The 16318-nt window shown below is 71.0% G+C and carries 15 protein-coding genes; all 15 read left to right on the top strand.

Annotation, left to right across the window (positions count from 1 at the left end; genetic code table 11):
* Positions 1-26: 26 nt before the first annotated feature.
* The 15 genes from ACZ5NW_RS25840 (at position 27) to nusB (ending at position 16105) form a co-directional block, all read left to right on the top strand.
* Positions 27-1382, top strand: a complete 1356-nt coding sequence (locus ACZ5NW_RS25840) for a replication-associated recombination protein A (protein ID WP_468746299.1) — start codon at positions 27-29, stop codon at positions 1380-1382.
* A gap of 314 nt (positions 1383-1696) precedes the next feature.
* Positions 1697-2311: a 30S ribosomal protein S4 gene (gene rpsD, locus ACZ5NW_RS25835; protein WP_468746298.1), complete on the top strand. Its 615-nt coding sequence runs from the start codon at positions 1697-1699 to the stop codon at positions 2309-2311.
* A 212-nt stretch (positions 2312-2523) separates the two neighbouring features.
* Positions 2524-2961 carry a DUF948 domain-containing protein gene (locus ACZ5NW_RS25830; RefSeq protein ID WP_468746297.1) on the top strand — a complete coding sequence of 146 codons (438 nt, stop codon included), beginning with the start codon at positions 2524-2526 and terminating at the stop codon, positions 2959-2961.
* Positions 2962-2977: 16 nt separating this feature from the next.
* Positions 2978-3325, top strand: coding sequence for a hypothetical protein (locus ACZ5NW_RS25825; protein ID WP_468746296.1), 348 nt, complete (start codon positions 2978-2980; stop codon positions 3323-3325).
* The gene (gene alaS, locus ACZ5NW_RS25820; protein ID WP_468746295.1) at positions 3325-5997 is read left to right on the top strand and encodes an alanine--tRNA ligase; all 2673 of its coding nucleotides are present in this window, start codon (positions 3325-3327) and stop codon (positions 5995-5997) included. The genes ACZ5NW_RS25825 and alaS overlap by 1 nt, the downstream gene beginning before the upstream one ends.
* Before the next feature lie 2 nt (positions 5998-5999).
* Entirely contained in the window at positions 6000-6464 is a 465-nt protein-coding gene (gene ruvX, locus ACZ5NW_RS25815) for a Holliday junction resolvase RuvX (RefSeq protein ID WP_468746294.1), read from the top strand.
* Positions 6465-6588: 124 nt separating this feature from the next.
* Positions 6589-8325: an endolytic transglycosylase MltG gene (gene mltG / locus ACZ5NW_RS25810; protein ID WP_468746293.1), complete on the top strand. Its 1737-nt coding sequence runs from the start codon at positions 6589-6591 to the stop codon at positions 8323-8325.
* Entirely contained in the window at positions 8306-9145 is an 840-nt protein-coding gene (locus ACZ5NW_RS25805; protein WP_468746292.1) for a shikimate dehydrogenase, read from the top strand. The genes mltG and ACZ5NW_RS25805 overlap by 20 nt, the downstream gene beginning before the upstream one ends.
* Positions 9146-9220: 75 nt before the next feature.
* Positions 9221-9571, top strand: a complete 351-nt coding sequence (locus ACZ5NW_RS25800; RefSeq protein ID WP_468746291.1) for a hypothetical protein — start codon at positions 9221-9223, stop codon at positions 9569-9571.
* A gap of 160 nt (positions 9572-9731) precedes the next feature.
* Positions 9732-10916 carry a chorismate synthase gene (gene aroC / locus ACZ5NW_RS25795; protein ID WP_468746290.1) on the top strand — a complete coding sequence of 395 codons (1185 nt, stop codon included), beginning with the start codon at positions 9732-9734 and terminating at the stop codon, positions 10914-10916.
* Positions 10913-12556 carry a 3-dehydroquinate synthase gene (aroB, locus tag ACZ5NW_RS25790; RefSeq protein ID WP_468746289.1) on the top strand — a complete coding sequence of 548 codons (1644 nt, stop codon included), beginning with the start codon at positions 10913-10915 and terminating at the stop codon, positions 12554-12556. The genes aroC and aroB overlap by 4 nt, the downstream gene beginning before the upstream one ends.
* A gap of 218 nt (positions 12557-12774) precedes the next feature.
* The gene (locus ACZ5NW_RS25785; RefSeq protein ID WP_468746288.1) at positions 12775-13857 is read left to right on the top strand and encodes an AAA family ATPase; all 1083 of its coding nucleotides are present in this window, start codon (positions 12775-12777) and stop codon (positions 13855-13857) included.
* A 92-nt stretch (positions 13858-13949) separates the two neighbouring features.
* Entirely contained in the window at positions 13950-15056 is a 1107-nt protein-coding gene (locus ACZ5NW_RS25780; RefSeq protein ID WP_468746287.1) for an aminopeptidase P family protein, read from the top strand.
* A gap of 51 nt (positions 15057-15107) precedes the next feature.
* Positions 15108-15674 (top strand): elongation factor P, encoded by a 567-nt coding sequence (efp, locus tag ACZ5NW_RS25775; RefSeq protein ID WP_403332981.1) that lies wholly within the window; start codon positions 15108-15110, stop codon positions 15672-15674.
* Between the two features lie 2 nt (positions 15675-15676).
* Complete coding sequence (gene nusB, locus ACZ5NW_RS25770; protein ID WP_468746286.1) at positions 15677-16105, top strand: transcription antitermination factor NusB; 429 nt, start codon at positions 15677-15679, stop codon at positions 16103-16105.
* The last annotated feature ends 213 nt before the right edge of the window (positions 16106-16318 follow it).

Raw genomic sequence — 16318 nt, 5'->3', positions numbered from 1 at the left:
CAGTGCGGTGAACTAGGGTTCTGGACGTGGAGCCCGACCTGTTCACCGCAGCCGCAGAAGAACGCCAGGAGAAGGATCCGGCAGGAAGCCCCCTGGCGGTCCGGATGCGCCCGCGCACCCTCGACGAGGTCGTGGGCCAGCAGCACCTGCTGAAGCCGGGCTCCCCCCTGCGCCGCCTGGTCGGCGAGGGTGCCAAGGGCCCGGCCGGTCCCTCCTCGGTGATCCTCTGGGGCCCGCCCGGCACCGGCAAGACGACCCTGGCCTATGTCGTCTCCAAGGCCACCAACAAGCGCTTCGTCGAGCTCTCCGCGATCACCGCCGGCGTCAAGGAGGTCCGCGCGGTCATCGACGGCGCCCGCCGCGCCACCGGGGGCTACGGCAAGGAGACCGTCCTCTTCCTCGACGAGATCCACCGCTTCAGCAAGGCCCAGCAGGACTCCCTGCTCCCCGCCGTCGAGAACCGCTGGGTGACCCTGATCGCGGCGACCACCGAGAACCCCTACTTCTCGGTGATCTCCCCCCTGCTCTCCCGCTCCCTGCTGCTCACCCTCGAACCGCTCACGGACGACGACCTGCGCGGCCTCCTCCGGCGGGCCCTGGCCGACGAGCGCGGCCTGAAGGGCGCCGTCACCCTCCCCGAGGACACCGAGGCGCACCTGCTGCGCATCGCCGGCGGCGACGCCCGCCGGGCCCTGACGGCCCTGGAGGCCGCCGCCGGTGCCGCCCTCGACCAGGGCGCGACCGAGATCACCCTGGAGACCCTGGAGCAGACCGTCGACCGGGCGGCGGTGAAGTACGACCGTGACGGCGACCAGCACTACGACGTGGCGAGCGCCCTGATCAAGTCCATCCGCGGCTCCGACGTGGACGCCGCGCTGCACTATCTGGCCCGCATGATCGAGGCCGGCGAGGACCCCCGCTTCATCGCGCGCCGGCTGATGATCTCCGCGAGCGAGGACATCGGCCTCGCCGATCCCAACGCCCTGCCCATCGCGGTCGCCGCCGCCCAGGCCGTCGCGATGATCGGCTTCCCGGAGGCCGCGCTCACCCTCAGCCACGCCACGATCGCCCTGGCGCTGGCCCCCAAGTCCAACTCCGCGACCACGGCGATTGGCGCCGCCCTGGAGGACGTACGCAAGGGACTGGCCGGACCGGTCCCGCCGCACCTGCGCGACGGGCACTACAAGGGCGCGGCCAAGCTCGGTCACGCGCAGGGGTACGTGTACCCGCACGACCTCGCGGAGGGCATCGCGGAACAGCAGTACGCCCCGGACGCGATCAAGGACCGGGAGTACTACGCCCCGACGCGGCACGGCGCGGAGGCGCGGTACGCGGACGCGGTGGAGTGGACCAGGAAGCACCTCGGTCGCAAGCGGTCCTGAGCAGCCTGTAGACTTCTCCGAAGTGCTGTGTCCCGTGCTGTCAGAACGGGACGGTCAGCCGGAGCCAGTTCAAGGACCTCGTCCCCGGACCGGCTCCAGGAGCGTCGCGCACCGTCGATCGGTGTCGCGGGCAGCCCACCACCACTCGTCGTACGACGAGAAGGGTCGGTGGGCCACTCGCGTGCTGCACGTATGTGCCCAGACCAGGGGAGCGGCTGCCCACCAGGCCCTTGAGGGGTCCGGCGGGATTCCCCGGCTGCGGATGCGACCTCCTCAACACCCTGACGAGCCGAAAACCAGGAAAAGAGAGATAAGTGGCGAATCAGTCCCGCCCCAAGGTCAAGAAGTCGCGTGCCCTCGGTATCGCGCTGACCCCGAAGGCCGTCAAGTACTTCGAGGCCCGCCCCTACCCGCCGGGTGAGCACGGCCGTGGCCGCAAGCAGACCTCGGACTACAAGGTCCGTCTGCTGGAGAAGCAGCGTCTGCGCGCGCAGTACGACATCTCCGAGCGCCAGCTGGTCCGCGCCTACGAGCGTGCCTCCAAGGTGCAGGGCAAGACCGGTGAGGCCCTGATCGTCGAGCTGGAGCGTCGTCTCGACGCCCTGGTCCTGCGTTCGGGCATCGCCCGCACGATCTACCAGGCCCGTCAGATGGTCGTGCACGGCCACATCGAGGTCAACGGCCAGAAGGTCGACAAGCCGTCGTTCCGCGTCCGTCCCGACGACGTCGTGATGGTCCGCGAGCGCAGCCGCGAGAAGACCCTCTTCGCGATCGCCCGCGAGGGCGGCTTCGCCCCCGAGGGTGAGACCCCCCGCTACCTTCAGGTGAACCTCAAGGCCCTGGCGTTCCGCCTGGACCGCGAGCCGAACCGCAAGGAAGTTCCGGTCATCTGCGACGAGCAGCTCGTCGTCGAGTACTACGCCCGTTGATCCTTCAGCGGCCGTAGGACTTCTGCGCCTCAGCCCGTCGTCTCCCCGCCCCTCCCGGGTGGCGGAGGCGGCGGGCTTTCGCATGCTCGTAATGCGGTACGGAACGCCGCGTCCGGCGCGATAGGCTCAGCCTCGGAACCAGGTTCAATACTAGATTCGGAACCCAGTTTCGAACCCAGGTTCAATGACAGGTACAGACGCTTAGGGAGCGGGTGCACACAGTGTCCGGTGGAGAAGTTGCCGGGATCCTGGTGGCCGTCTTCTGGGCGATCCTGGTCTCCTTCCTCGCCGTCGCCCTGGTGAGGCTGGCCCAGACGCTCAAGGCGACCACCAAGCTCGTGGCCGACGTGACCGACCAGGCCGTCCCGCTCCTGGCAGAGGCCTCCACGGCGGTGCGCTCCGCCCAGACCCAGATCGACCGGGTCGACGCCATCGCCTCCGACGTCCAGGAGGTCACGTCGAACGCCTCCGCGCTGTCGACCACCGTCGCCTCCACCTTCGGCGGCCCCCTGGTCAAGGTCGCGGCCTTCGGCTACGGCGTGCGCCGCGCCCTCGGCGGCCGCAAACAGCAGGACGCGCCCGCCGACTCGCCCCGGCGTACGGTGATCGTGGGCCGGACGGTCCCTGCCGCACGACGCAAGCGGAAGTAAGGACTGAGACCGAGCGATGTTCCGCCGTACGTTCTGGTTCAGCACGGGTGTCGCCGCCGGTGTGTGGGCCACCACCAAGGTCAACCGCAAGCTCAAGCAGCTCACCCCGGAGAGCCTCGCCGCCACCGCGGCGAACAAGGCGCTGGAGACGGGCCAGCGGCTGAAGGACCGCGCGGTGGGCTTCGCCCTCGACGTCCGCGACAACATGGCCCAGCGGGAGGCCGAGTTGGAGGACGCGCTCGGCATCAAGGAGAACCCCGAACTCCCCGCACCCCGGCGGTACGCCGCCATCGAGAACGACCGAAGCAACCCGAAGTACATCGAGAACCCGACGTACACGTACAACCGGAATGAGGACCACTGATGGAGTCGGCCGAGATTCGCCGCCGCTGGCTGAGCTTCTTCGAGGAGCGCGGGCACACCGTCGTCCCTTCGGCGTCGCTCATCGCGGACGACCCGACTCTGCTCCTCGTCCCGGCCGGCATGGTGCCCTTCAAGCCCTACTTCCTGGGTGAGGTCAAGCCGCCGTTCGAACGCGCCACCAGCGTCCAGAAGTGCGTGCGCACGCCCGACATCGAAGAGGTCGGCAAGACCACGCGCCACGGCACGTTCTTCCAGATGTGCGGCAACTTCTCCTTCGGCGACTACTTCAAGGAAGGCGCCATCAAGTACGCCTGGGAGCTGCTCACCAGCCCCCAGGACAAGGGCGGTTACGGCCTGGAGCCGGAGAAGCTCTGGATCACCGTCTACAAGGACGACGACGAGGCCGAGCGCATCTGGCACGAGGTCGTCGGCGTGCCCAAGGAGCGCATCCAGCGTCTCGGCATGAAGGACAACTACTGGTCCATGGGCGTCCCCGGCCCCTGCGGCCCCTGTTCCGAGATCAACTACGACCGCGGCCCCGAGTTCGGCGTCGAGGGCGGCCCCGCCGTCAACGACGAGCGGTACGTGGAGATCTGGAACCTCGTCTTCATGCAGTACGAGCGCGGCGAGGGCATCGGCAAGGACAACTTCGAGATCCTCGGCGAACTGCCCAGCAAGAACATCGACACGGGCCTCGGCCTGGAGCGACTCGCCATGATTCTGCAGGGCGTGCAGAACATGTACGAGATCGACACCTCCATGGCCGTCATCAACAAGGCCACCGAGCTGACCGGGGTGGCCTACGGCGACGCCCACGACTCGGACGTCTCCCTGCGCGTGGTCACCGACCACATGCGCACCTCGGTGATGCTCATCGGCGACGGCGTGACCCCCGGCAACGAGGGCCGCGGCTATGTGCTGCGCCGCATCATGCGCCGCGCCATCCGCAACATGCGCCTGCTGGGCGCCACCGGCCCGGTCGTGCTCGACCTGATCGACACCGTGATCGGCATGATGGGCCAGCAGTACCCCGAGCTGGTCACCGACCGCGAGCGCATCGAGAAGGTCGCCCTCGCCGAGGAGAACGCCTTCCTCAAGACGCTCAAGGCCGGCACCAACATCCTGGACACCGCCGTCACCGAGACCAAGGCCTCCGGCGGCACGGTCCTCGCCGGCGACAAGGCGTTCCTGCTCCACGACACCTGGGGCTTCCCGATCGACCTCACCCTGGAGATGGCCGCCGAACAGGGCCTCTCCGTGGACGAGGACGGCTTCCGCCGCCTGATGAAGGAGCAGCGGGAGCGCGCCAAGGCCGACGCTCAGGCCAAGAAGACCGGCCACGCCGGCGCCGGCGCCTACCGTGAGATCGCCGACCGGACCGGCGAGACCGACTTCATCGGCTACTCGGACACCGAGGGCGAGACCACCGTCGTCGGCATCCTCGTCGACGGCGTGTCCTCCCCGGCCGCCACCGAGGGCGACGAGGTCGAGATCGTCCTCGACCGCACCCCGTTCTACGCCGAGGGCGGCGGCCAGATCGGCGACACCGGCCGGATCAAGGTCGACACCGGTGCCGTCATCGAGGTCCGCGACTGCCAGAAGCCGGTGCCGGGCGTGTACGTCCACAAGGGCGTCGTCCAGGTCGGCGAGGTCACCGTCGGTGCCCGGGCCCACGCCTCCATCGACGTCCGCCGCCGCAAGGCCATCGCCCGCGCCCACTCGGCCACGCACCTCACCCACCAGGCCCTGCGCGACGCCCTCGGCCCGACGGCCGCCCAGGCCGGTTCCGAGAACCAGCCCGGCCGCTTCCGTTTCGACTTCGGCTCCCCGTCCGCCGTTCCGACGGCCGTGATGACCGACGTCGAGCAGAAGATCAACGAGGTGCTCGCCCGCGACCTGGACGTCCGTGCCGACGTCATGGGCATCGACGAGGCCAAGAAGCAGGGCGCCATCGCCGAGTTCGGCGAGAAGTACGGCGAGCGGGTCCGCGTGGTGACCATCGGCGACTTCTCCAAGGAGCTCTGCGGCGGCACGCATGTGCACAACACCGCCCAGCTGGGCCTGGTGAAGCTGCTCGGCGAGTCCTCCATCGGCTCCGGTGTCCGCCGCATCGAGGCCCTCGTCGGCGTCGACGCCTACAACTTCCTCGCCCGTGAGCACACGGTCGTCGCCCAGCTCCAGGAGCTGATCAAGGGCCGTCCGGAGGAGCTCCCGGAGAAGGTCTCCGCCATGCTCGGCAAGCTGAAGGACGCCGAGAAGGAGATCGAGAAGTTCCGCGCCGAGAAGGTCCTCCAGGCCGCCGCCGGTCTCGCCGGGTCCGCCAAGGACATCCGCGGTGTGGCCGTCGTCACCGGCCAGGTCCCGGACGGCACGACCCCGGACGACCTGCGCAAGCTGGTCCTCGACGTGCGGGGCCGCATCCAGGGCGGCCGGGCCGCCGTCGTGGCCCTCTTCACGGTCAACAACGGCAAGCCGCTCACGGTCATCGCCACCAACGAGGCCGCCCGTGAGCGCGGTCTCAAGGCCGGCGATCTGGTCCGTACGGCCGCCAAGACCCTCGGTGGCGGCGGTGGCGGCAAGCCGGACGTCGCCCAGGGCGGCGGCCAGAACCCGGCCGCCGTCGGCGAGGCCGTGGAGGCCGTCGAGCGGCTCGTGACGGACACCGCGAAGTGACGATGCGCCGAGGACGTCGGCTCGCGATCGACGTCGGGGACGCCCGCATCGGGGTCGCCTCGTGCGACCCCGACGGGATCCTCGCCACCCCCGTGGAGACGGTCCCCGGCCGGGACGTCCCCGCGGCGCAGCGCCGGCTGAAGCAGCTGGTCGAGGAGTACGAACCGATCGAGGTCGTGGTCGGTCTCCCTCGCTCCCTCAAGGGGGGCGAGGGCCCGGCCGCGGTCAAGGTCCGCGGCTTCGCCGGGGAACTGGCCCGCGCGATCGCCCCGACTCCGGTGCGGCTCGTCGACGAGCGGATGACCACCGTGACCGCGAGCCAGGGACTGCGCGCCTCGGGCGTGAAGTCGAAGAAGGGCCGGTCCGTGATCGACCAGGCGGCCGCTGTGATCATCCTTCAGCAGGCGCTCGAATCCGAACGGGTGTCGGGCGATCCTCCGGGCGAGGGCGTCGAAGTGGTCATCTGATCGCGATACGGTAACGTTCCGCGCGATGTGGTGGTGTTCGAACAGCCTCCGCACAAAAAGAGGCGGAACGGTTAGCCTGGCCCAGCGGCCGCGCCATCGGCCGTCTCGCGGCTCTAGGGGATCGATGACTGAGTATGGCCGGGGCCCAGGCTCCGAACCGTGGCATCCGGAGGACCCGTTGTACGGGGACGGCGGATGGGGAGGGCAGCAGGCCCACGGCGGTCATCAGCCTGCCTACGGGGGCCAGCAGCAGTACCCACAGCAGGCGCAGAACTACGGCGACTGGGGCCAGGGCCAGCCGTACGACCAGCAGTACCCGTCCTCCTACCACCAGCAGAACTACGCCGGTCAGGAGCAGCAGCAGTACGTCCCCCAGGGTGGGCAGCAGCCGTACCACCAGGGTGAGCAGCCGTATCAGCAGGAACAGCAGCAGTACCAGCAGGGCGGCTGGGACGGCACCGGCACGCACGCGCAGATGCCCTACGCCGCCGACCCCGGCGACCCCTACGGGCAGCAGCCCGGGGCCTACGGCGCCGAGCAGCCCGACTTCTACCAGACCTCCGACGCCTACCCGCCGCCGGAGCCCCCGGCCCGCAGGCGCGCCGAGCCGGAGCCCGAACCCGACTGGGACCCGGGCCCCGACCAGGGCGAGCACGCGTTCTTCGCGGGCGGCGACGACGAGGACGGCGACGCGGACGACGACGAGCCGGGCGAGGGCCGCGGCCGCGGCGACCGGCGCGGCGGCAAGGGCGCGAAAGGCGGCAAGGGGGGCAAGGGCAAGAAGCGCCGCAGCGGCTGTGCCTGCCTGGTGGTGCTGCTGGTCTTCGGCGGCGGCGTCGGCGGCGTGGGGTACATCGGCTACAAGTTCTACCAAAACCGTTACGGCTCGGCCCCCGACTACGCGGGCGACGGCGTCGGCCAGACCGTCAGCGTGGAGATCCCCAAGGGCGCGGGCGGCGCGGAGATCGGCCGCCTGCTGAAGGAGGCCGGCGTCGTCAAGAGCGTCGACGCCTTCGTCTCGGCGTTCACCCAGAACCCCCAGTCGGGCTCGATCCAGGCCGGCGCGTACATCATGAAGAAGGAGATGTCCGCCGCCAGCGCCGTGAAGATGATGCTCGACCCGAAGAGCCAGGCCAATGTGATGGTCACGCCCGGGCAGCGCAACGCCCAGGTCTACAAGATGATCGACACCAAGCTCGGCCTGTCCTCCGGTGCCACCAAGAAGGTCGCCGACGCGCAGTACAAGAGTCTGGGCCTGCCGAGCTGGGCGAACGACAACAGCGAGATCAAGGACCCGCTGGAGGGCTTCCTCTACCCGGGCACCTACGCCGCCGCCAAGGGCATGAAGCCCGAGACGGTGCTGAAGGAGATGGTCGGCCGGGCCACCGCCAAGTACAAGGAGGTCGACCTCCAGAACAAGGCGAAGGCGCTCAACCTGGACACCCCGCTGCAGCTGCTCACCGTGATGAGCCTCGTCCAGGCCGAGGGCAAGACCACGGACGACTACCGCAAGATGGCGGAGGTCGTCTACAACCGCCTCAATCCCGCGAACCACGAGACCTACGGGGCCCTCCAGTTCGACTCGACGTACAACTACGCCAAGGGCCAGAGCAACATCGACGTCAGCGAGTCGGAGGTCAAGGGCGACGACGACCCGTACAACACGTACGCGCACAAGGGTCTGCCCCCCGGGCCGATCGGGAACCCCGGCGACGGCGCGATCGCGTCGGCCATGAACCCGACCCACGACGGCTGGTACTACTTCGTGGCGGTCGACGGCGTGAGCAAGACCGAGTTCGCCAAGACGCATGCCGAATTCCTGCGACTCAAGGAAAAGTTCAATGCGAGCAGGGGCAACTGACGCGCGCCGGGCCGCCGTGCTCGGTTCGCCCATCGCCCACTCCCTGTCCCCGGTGCTGCACCGCGCCGCGTACAAGGAGCTGGGCCTCGCGGGATGGTCTTACGACCGCTTCGAGGTCGACGAGGCCGCGCTGCCCGGCTTCGTCGCGGACCTCGGGCCGGAGTGGGCCGGGCTGTCGCTGACCATGCCGCTGAAGCGGGCCGTCATCCCGCTGCTCGACGAGATCAGCGAGACCGCCGCCTCCGTCGAGGCCGTCAACACCCTCGTCCTCACCGAGGACGGCCGCCGCGTCGGCGACAACACCGACATCCCCGGCATGGTCGCCGCACTGCGCGAGCGCGGCGTCGAGCAGGTCGACTCCGCGGCGATCCTCGGCGCCGGCGCCACCGCCTCGTCGGCGCTGGCCGCGCTGGCCCGGGTGTGCACCGGCGAGGTCGTCGCCTACGTCCGCAGTGAGGCCCGGGCCGCCGAGATGCGGCAGTGGGGCGAGCGGCTCGACGTCGACGTGCGTACCGCGGACTGGGCGGACGCGGCACAGGCGCTGCGCGCCCCGCTGGTCGTCGCCACCACGCCGGCCGGGACGACCGACGCCCTCGCGCACGCCGTGCCCGAGCGCCCCGCCACCCTCTTCGACGTGCTGTACGACCCCTGGCCCACCGAGCTGGCCGCGCGCTGGTCGATGTACGGCGGGGCCGTCGTCAGCGGCCTGGACCTGCTGGTGCACCAGGCCGTCCTCCAGGTGGAGCAGATGACCGGTCGCCACCCGGCGCCCGTGGAGGCCATGCGAAAAGCGGGCGAACACGCGCTCGCCGCCCGCTAGGATCCGAGGGGTTCCGCAGGGGGCGGGGCCGCATGACAGGGGGGAGTCACGGTCTTGTCCAGCATGTCCGCAGACATGCCACTGGCATCCGGAAAGAGCGAGATCTTCGAGCTCGTCCTGAGATTCCTGCCCGACTGGGCGCAGCTCACGGTGATCGGCCTGGTCCTGCTGGTCCTCGTCGGCTCGTGGCTGCTCAAGCTCAAGCGCAGGATCGCCTACCGGCGCGCGGTGCGCGCCGGCCGCCCCGTCCACGCGGCGGCCCAGTACGGACAGCGGCGCGGCGTCGACTACCTCGGCTCCTACGCCCCCCAGCGGGCCGAGCGGAGCGAACAGACCAGCGGCGCCGACTTTTTGGGCGCCTACGCGCCCTCCCGACCGCAGGACGCCACCGCGTCCGCGGCCCTCGGCGGCGAGGCGGCGCGATGAGCCCGTCGCGTCCGCCAGGTGGACCGGCGGCCGGTCCCACGTCCCGGACGTGGGAGGATCGTCAGTGGCGGGCCCGGGGCGCGCACCCGGTCACGCCGCCGCCGTACGCGAGGACCCGCGTACGCGGAGCAGTATCAGGCGCGAACACGGAGGAGCACCGTTGAGCAGGTTGCGCTGGCTGACAGCGGGGGAGTCCCACGGTCCCGCACTCGTGGCGACGCTGGAGGGCCTTCCCGCCGGCGTGCCGATCACCACGGACATGGTGGCGGACCACCTCGCGAGACGGCGGCTCGGCTATGGACGCGGTGCCCGGATGAAGTTCGAGCGGGACGAGGTCACCTTCCTCGGCGGTGTCCGCCACGGCCTCACGCTCGGCTCCCCGGTCGCGATCATGGTGGGCAACACCGAGTGGCCGAAGTGGGACCAGGTCATGGCGGCCGACCCCGTCGACCCCGAGATTCTGGCGGGCCTCGCCCGCAACGCCCCGCTGACCCGGCCCCGCCCCGGTCACGCCGACCTCGCCGGCATGCAGAAGTACGGCTTCGACGAGGCCCGTCCGATCCTGGAGCGCGCCTCCGCCCGTGAGACGGCGGCCCGGGTGGCGCTCGGCGCGGTGGCCCGGTCGTACATCAAGGAGACCGCCGGCATCGAGATCGTCTCGCACGTCGTCGAGCTGTGCTCCGTGAAGGCCCCGCAGGGCGTGTACCCCACGCCGGCCGACGTCGAGAAGCTGGACGCCGACCCGCTGCGCTGCCTCGACGCGGACGCGTCGAAGGCGATGGTCGCCGAGGTCGACCAGGCCCACAAGGACGGCGACACCCTCGGCGGTGTCGTCGAGGTGCTGGCCTACGGCGTCCCGGTGGGCCTCGGCTCGCACGTGCACTGGGACCGCAAGCTGGACGCCCGGCTCGCGGGCGCCCTCATGGGCATCCAGGCGATCAAGGGCGTCGAGATCGGCGACGGCTTCGAGCTGGCCCGGGTACCCGGCTCCAAGGCCCACGACGAGATCGTCAGCACGCCCGAGGGCATCCGGCGCGTCTCCGGCCGCTCCGGCGGCACCGAGGGCGGCCTGACCACCGGCGAGCTGCTGCGGGTACGCGCCGCGATGAAGCCCATCGCGACCGTGCCGCGCGCCCTGCAGACGATCGACGTCGCCACCGGCGAGGCGGCCCAGGCCCACCACCAGCGCTCCGACGTGTCCGCCGTCCCGGCGGCCGGCATCGTCGCCGAGGCGATGGTGGCCCTCGTCCTGGCCGACGCGGTCGCGGAGAAGTTCGGCGGCGACAGCGTGGCCGAGACCCGCCGCAACGTCCGCTCCTACCTCGACAACCTCCACATCCGATGAGCGGTCCGCTGATCGTCCTGGTGGGCCCGATGGGCGTCGGCAAGTCGACCATCGGACAGCGGCTCGCCGAGCGGCTCGGCGTCGGCTACCGGGACACGGACGAGGACATCGTCGCCGCCGAGGGCCGCGCCATCGCGGAGATCTTCGTCGACGAGGGCGAGGCCGCCTTCCGCGTCCTGGAGAAGGAGGCCGTGCGCGTCGCGCTGGCCGGGCACGAGGGCGTCCTCGCGCTCGGCGGCGGCGCGATCCTCGACGCCGACACCCGCGCCCGCCTCGACGGGCAGCGCGTCGTGTACCTCTCCATGGACGTCGAGGAGGCGGTCCGGCGCACCGGCCTGAACACGGCCCGCCCGCTGCTCGCGGTCAACCCGCGCAAGCAGTGGCGCGAGCTGATGGACGCTCGCCGCCATCTGTACGAGGAGGTCGCCTCGGTCGTCGTGGCCACGGACGGCCGCACCCCCGACGAGGTCACCCAAGACGTCCTGGACGCACTGGAGCTGACCGCACTTCCCGGGGGACGACCCTCGGACCCACGGCCGGAGGACACGATGACCAGCCAGGTGACAAGGATCCACGTGGGCGGCAGCGCGGGCAGCGAGCCGTACGACGTCCTGGTGGGCCGCCAACTCCTCGGTGAGCTGGGCGGGTTGATCGGCACCAAGGCCAAGCGGGTGGCCGTGATCCACCCCGAGGCCCTCGCCGAGACCGGTGACGCGCTGCGCGCCGACCTGGCCGATCAGGGCTACGAGGCCGTGGCGATCCAGGTGCCCAACGCGGAGGAGGCCAAGACCGCCGAGGTCGCCGCCTACTGCTGGAAGGCGCTGGGCCAGTCCGGCTTCACCCGCTCCGACGTGATCGTCGGCGTGGGCGGCGGCGCCACCACCGACCTGGCGGGCTTCGTCGCGGCCACCTGGCTGCGCGGGGTGCGCTGGATCGCCGTCCCCACCACCGTGCTGGCCATGGTGGACGCGGCCGTCGGCGGCAAGACCGGCATCAACACCGCCGAGGGCAAGAACCTGGTCGGCTCCTTCCACCCGCCGGCCGGCGTGCTGTGCGACCTGGCCGCGCTGGACTCCCTCCCGGTCAACGACTACGTCTCCGGGCTCGCCGAGATCATCAAGGCCGGCTTCATCGCCGACCCGGTGATCCTCGACCTCATCGAGGCCGACCCCGAGGCCGCCCGCACCCCGGCGGGCCCGCACACCGCCGAGCTGATCGAACGCTCCATCAAGGTCAAGGCGGACGTGGTCTCCTCCGACCTGAAGGAGTCGGGCCTGCGGGAGATCCTCAACTACGGCCACACGCTCGCCCACGCCATCGAGAAGAACGAGCGCTACAAGTGGCGGCACGGCGCGGCCGTCTCCGTCGGCATGCACTTCGCCGCCGAACTCGGGCGTCTGGCGGGCCGGTTGGACGACGCCACCGCCGACCGGCACCGCACGGTGCTCGAAGCGGTCGGCCTGCCGCTGCACTACCGCTACGACCAGTGGCCCAAGCTGCTGGAGACGATGAAGGTCGACAAGAAGTCCCGGGGTGACCTGCTGCGCTTCATCGTCCTGGACGGCCTGGCCAAGCCGACCGTCCTGGAGGGTCCCGACCCCGCGGTGCTGCTCGCGGCCTACGGCGAGGTCGGCGAGTAGGGCGACCGGGCGGGTACGTCCCCTGGAGCCCGTTCCGCCCGATTCGCTTCTCCCCGTGGGCACTTCGGACCGCCCCCCGGCCGTTCACCGATCGACGGCCGGGGGCGGTACCGTGCGTCGGGGGCATCCCGAGGGCCCTTTAGGCTGTGGGGAAGAGCGGGGGACACCTCTCCGCCTGTCAGTGTGAGAAAAGCCTGTACGAGACGGAGTGGCACCGGATGCAGCACGCAGTGGGTTCTCCGCTGCCGCCGCCCCACCAGCCGGGGCACGGGCCGGCCACCGGCTGGACGCCGGCCGCACACCACCCGGGCCAGCCCCACCCGGGCACCCACCCGCCCCACCCTCCGGCGCCTTCCGGCCCACCGGCCCCGCACGCACCGCAGCAGCCGGGCCCGCACGCGCCGCAGCCTCCGGCGCCTTCCGGCCCTCCTGCTCCGCAACAGCCCGCACCGCACCCTCCGGCACCCCAGCAGCCGGTACCTCAGCACCCTGCGCCGCAGCAGCCCGCACCCCAGCACCCTGCGCCGCACGCGCCTCAGCCGCCCGTAGCGCCGGTGCCGCACCCCCCGGTCCCGCACACGCCTCAGCCTCCGGTGCCCCCGGCCCCGCACCCCCCGGCACCCCCGCACGCCCCGGCTCCGCAGGGACCGCCGACGGACACCACCGGCCACGTCCCGCTGCCGCCCGGCGGCCCGGTCGGCATACCGAGCGCGCCGCCCGCCGCAGCCACCCCGGACCCCGGGACCACCACCCTCGCGGTGCTGCTCATCGGCCCCGCGGGGGCCGGCAAGACCAGCGTCGCCAAGTACTGGGCCGACCACCGCCGGGTCCCCACGGCCCACATCAGCCTCGACGACGTGCGCGAGTGGGTCCGCTCCGGCTTCGCCGACCCCCAGCGCGGCTGGAACGACCACTCGGAGGCCCAGTACCGCCTGGCCCGCCGCACCTGCGGCTTCGCCGCGCGCAACTTCCTGGCCAACGGGATCTCGTGCATCCTGGACGACGCGATCTTCCCCGACCGCCCCGCCGTGGGCCTGGGCGGCTGGAAGCGCCATGTGGGCCCCGGCCTGCTCCCGGTCGTCCTCCTCCCGGGCCTGGAAGTGGTCCTGGAGCGCAACGCCGAGCGCTCGGGCAACCGCCGCCTCACCGACGAGGAGGTCGCCCGTATCCACGGCCGCATGGCGGGCTGGTACGGCTCGGGCCTGCCGATCATCGACAACTCCCAGATGGACGTCCCCACCACGGCACGCGTTCTGGACGAAATCCTGGCCAGGGCGATTGCCAGCCCGCCGAAGTGGTAATCGAGGGTTGACCGTCCTCACCGACGGAGTACCGAAACACAACCAGACCACCACAAAGCGCACATTCCCGTCACCGCTCCTACGCTCGACTCATGCCAGAGATGTACGCAGCCCGCAGAACCCGGCTCAAAGAGCGCTGCACCGCGGCCGGCAGCGCGGCAGCGCTCGTCTCCCGCCCTGCCAACGTCCGCTACCTGGCCGGCCCGGCCCCCCGCGGCGCCGTCCTCCTCCTCGGCCGGCACGAGGACGTCCTCGTCCGTACCGGGCCGCCGGACGAACGCCAGCCCGACGGCCGCCCCGACGAGACCCTCCGGGTGCACGCGCTCCCCGGTTCCGCCGGTGACCCCGCGGTCGCGGCCGTCGGCCTCCTCGCCGCGGAGGGCGGGGACTCCCTCGCCGTGGAGGAACACCACCTCACCGTGGCCCGCCACCGCGCCCTGCGCTCCGTCGCCCCCCGCCTGCGCCTCGCCGACCTCGGCGGGGCCGTGGAACAGCTCCGGGTGGTCAAGGACGAGGAGGAGATCTCGTGCCTCCGGATCGGCGCCGAGATCGCCGACCAGGCCCTCGGTGAGCTGCTGGAGTCGATCCTCGTCGGCCGGACCGAACGCCATCTCGCCCTCGAACTGGAGCGCCGTCTCGTCGACCACGGCGCCGACGGCCCCGCCTTCCCCACCTCGGTCGCCACCGGCCCCAACGCCGGCCGCCGTGCCCACCGGCCCACCGACCGCCGGGTGGAGGAGGGTGATTTCCTCTCCGTCTGCCTCGGCGCCACCTATCGCGGCTACCGCTGCGAGATCGGCCGTACCTTCGTCATCGGCACGTCGCCGGCCGACTGGCAGATCGAGCTGTACGACCTCGTCTTCGCCGCCCAGCGCGCCGGACGGGAGAGCCTGGTGCCCGGCGCCGCCTGCCGCGACGTGGACCGCGCCGCACGCCAGATCCTGGACTCCGCGGGGTACGGCACGGCCCTCCCGGCGCTCACCGGGCACGGCGTCGGACTCGAAATCGACGAGGACCCGCAGTTGGCTCCCTCGGCCATGGGTAAACTGGACGCTTGCGTGCCGGTCACCGTCGAACCGGGGGTCCACCTCCCGGGCCGGGGCGGTGTCCGGATCGATGACACGCTCGTCGTCCGCCCCGAGGCGGACGGCGGACCCGAGCTACTCACCATCACGACCAAGGAGCTGCTCGCCCTCTAGGCAGGTGCGTGCCCCGGGGTCGTCCACGTCAGTCCAGGAGATTCCGCAACCGTGGCTTCCACGAACGACCTCAAGAACGGCATGGTGCTCAAGCTCGAAGGCGGCCAGCTCTGGTCCGTCGTCGAGTTCCAGCACGTCAAGCCCGGCAAGGGCCCGGCCTTCGTGCGCACCAAGCTCAAGAACGTGCTCTCCGGCAAGGTCGTCGACAAGACCTTCAACGCCGGCGTCAAGGTCGAGACGGCCACTGTCGACAAGCGCGACATGCAGTTCTCGTACATGGACGGCGATTACTTCGTCTTCATGGACATGGAGACCTACGACCAGCTGATGGTCGACCGCAAGGCCGTCGGCGACGCCGCCAACTTCCTCATCGAGGGCTTCACGGCCACCGTCGCGCAGCACGAGGGCGAGGTGCTCTTCGTCGAGCTCCCGGCCGCCGTCGAGCTCGTGATCCAGGAGACCGAGCCGGGTGTCCAGGGCGACCGCTCCACCGGTGGCACCAAGCCCGCCATCCTGGAGACCGGCCACCAGATCCAGGTCCCGCTCTTCATCACCACCGGTGAGAAGATCAAGGTCGACACCCGCACCAGCGACTACCTCGGCCGGGTGAACAGCTAACCGTGGCTGCCCGCAACACGGCCCGCAAGCGCGCCTTCCAGATCCTCTTCGAGGGCGACCAGCGCGGGGCCGATGTCCTGACGGTTCTCGCGGACTGGATCCGGCTGTCGCGGAGCGACACCCGGCAGCCGCCCGTGAGCGAGTACACCATGCAGCTCGTGGAGGGCTACGCCGAGCACGCCCGGCGCATCGACGAGCTGATCGCGCAGTACTCGGTCGGCTGGACGCTCGACCGGATGCCGGTCGTCGACCGCAACATCCTGCGCCTCGGGGCGTACGAGCTGATCTGGGTCGACGAGACCCCGGACGCCGTCGTCCTCGACGAGATGGTGCAGCTGGCGAAGGAGTTCTCGACGGACGAGTCGCCGTCGTTCGTCAACGGCCTGCTCGGCCGTCTCAAGGAGCTCAAGCCGACTCTGCGTCGCGCTTAGCCTCCTGAGGCCGAGAAGGGGCGCTGTGGGTCTCCCCGCGCCCCTTTCGGCGTTGTGCCCCGCTCGGGGCCGCATCCGCACGGCGTGCACACCACGCAAAACCGCCGGGGTGGGGGGGGAGGGAGGGGTTTCGGCCCCCCCACGGGAGGTTTTTTTTTCATTCCCCGCAGGGGTCACCTTTCTCCTTTGGGGACACGAAGGGGGGTTTCCCCT

It is taken from the genome of Streptomyces sp. NPDC032126, from assembly GCF_055580085.1.
This window is presented reverse-complemented; position numbering and strand designations above follow the sequence as displayed.

What these genes read in the sequence shown, in the direction of transcription:
- ACZ5NW_RS25800 (WP_468746291.1), top strand. Translation starts at nt 9,221, where the DNA reads ATGCCACTGGCATCCGGAAAGAGCGAGATCTTCGAGCTCGTCCTGAGA.
- alaS (WP_468746295.1), top strand. Translation starts at nt 3,325, where the DNA reads ATGGAGTCGGCCGAGATTCGCCGCCGCTGGCTGAGCTTCTTCGAGGAG.
- ACZ5NW_RS25805 (WP_468746292.1), top strand. Translation starts at nt 8,306, where the DNA reads ATGCGAGCAGGGGCAACTGACGCGCGCCGGGCCGCCGTGCTCGGTTCG.
- ACZ5NW_RS25825 (WP_468746296.1), top strand. Translation starts at nt 2,978, where the DNA reads ATGTTCCGCCGTACGTTCTGGTTCAGCACGGGTGTCGCCGCCGGTGTG.
- ACZ5NW_RS25780 (WP_468746287.1), top strand. Translation starts at nt 13,950, where the DNA reads ATGCCAGAGATGTACGCAGCCCGCAGAACCCGGCTCAAAGAGCGCTGC.
- ruvX (WP_468746294.1), top strand. Translation starts at nt 6,000, where the DNA reads ATGCGCCGAGGACGTCGGCTCGCGATCGACGTCGGGGACGCCCGCATC.
- aroB (WP_468746289.1), top strand. Translation starts at nt 10,913, where the DNA reads ATGAGCGGTCCGCTGATCGTCCTGGTGGGCCCGATGGGCGTCGGCAAG.
- mltG (WP_468746293.1), top strand. Translation starts at nt 6,589, where the DNA reads ATGACTGAGTATGGCCGGGGCCCAGGCTCCGAACCGTGGCATCCGGAG.
- ACZ5NW_RS25785 (WP_468746288.1), top strand. Translation starts at nt 12,775, where the DNA reads ATGCAGCACGCAGTGGGTTCTCCGCTGCCGCCGCCCCACCAGCCGGGG.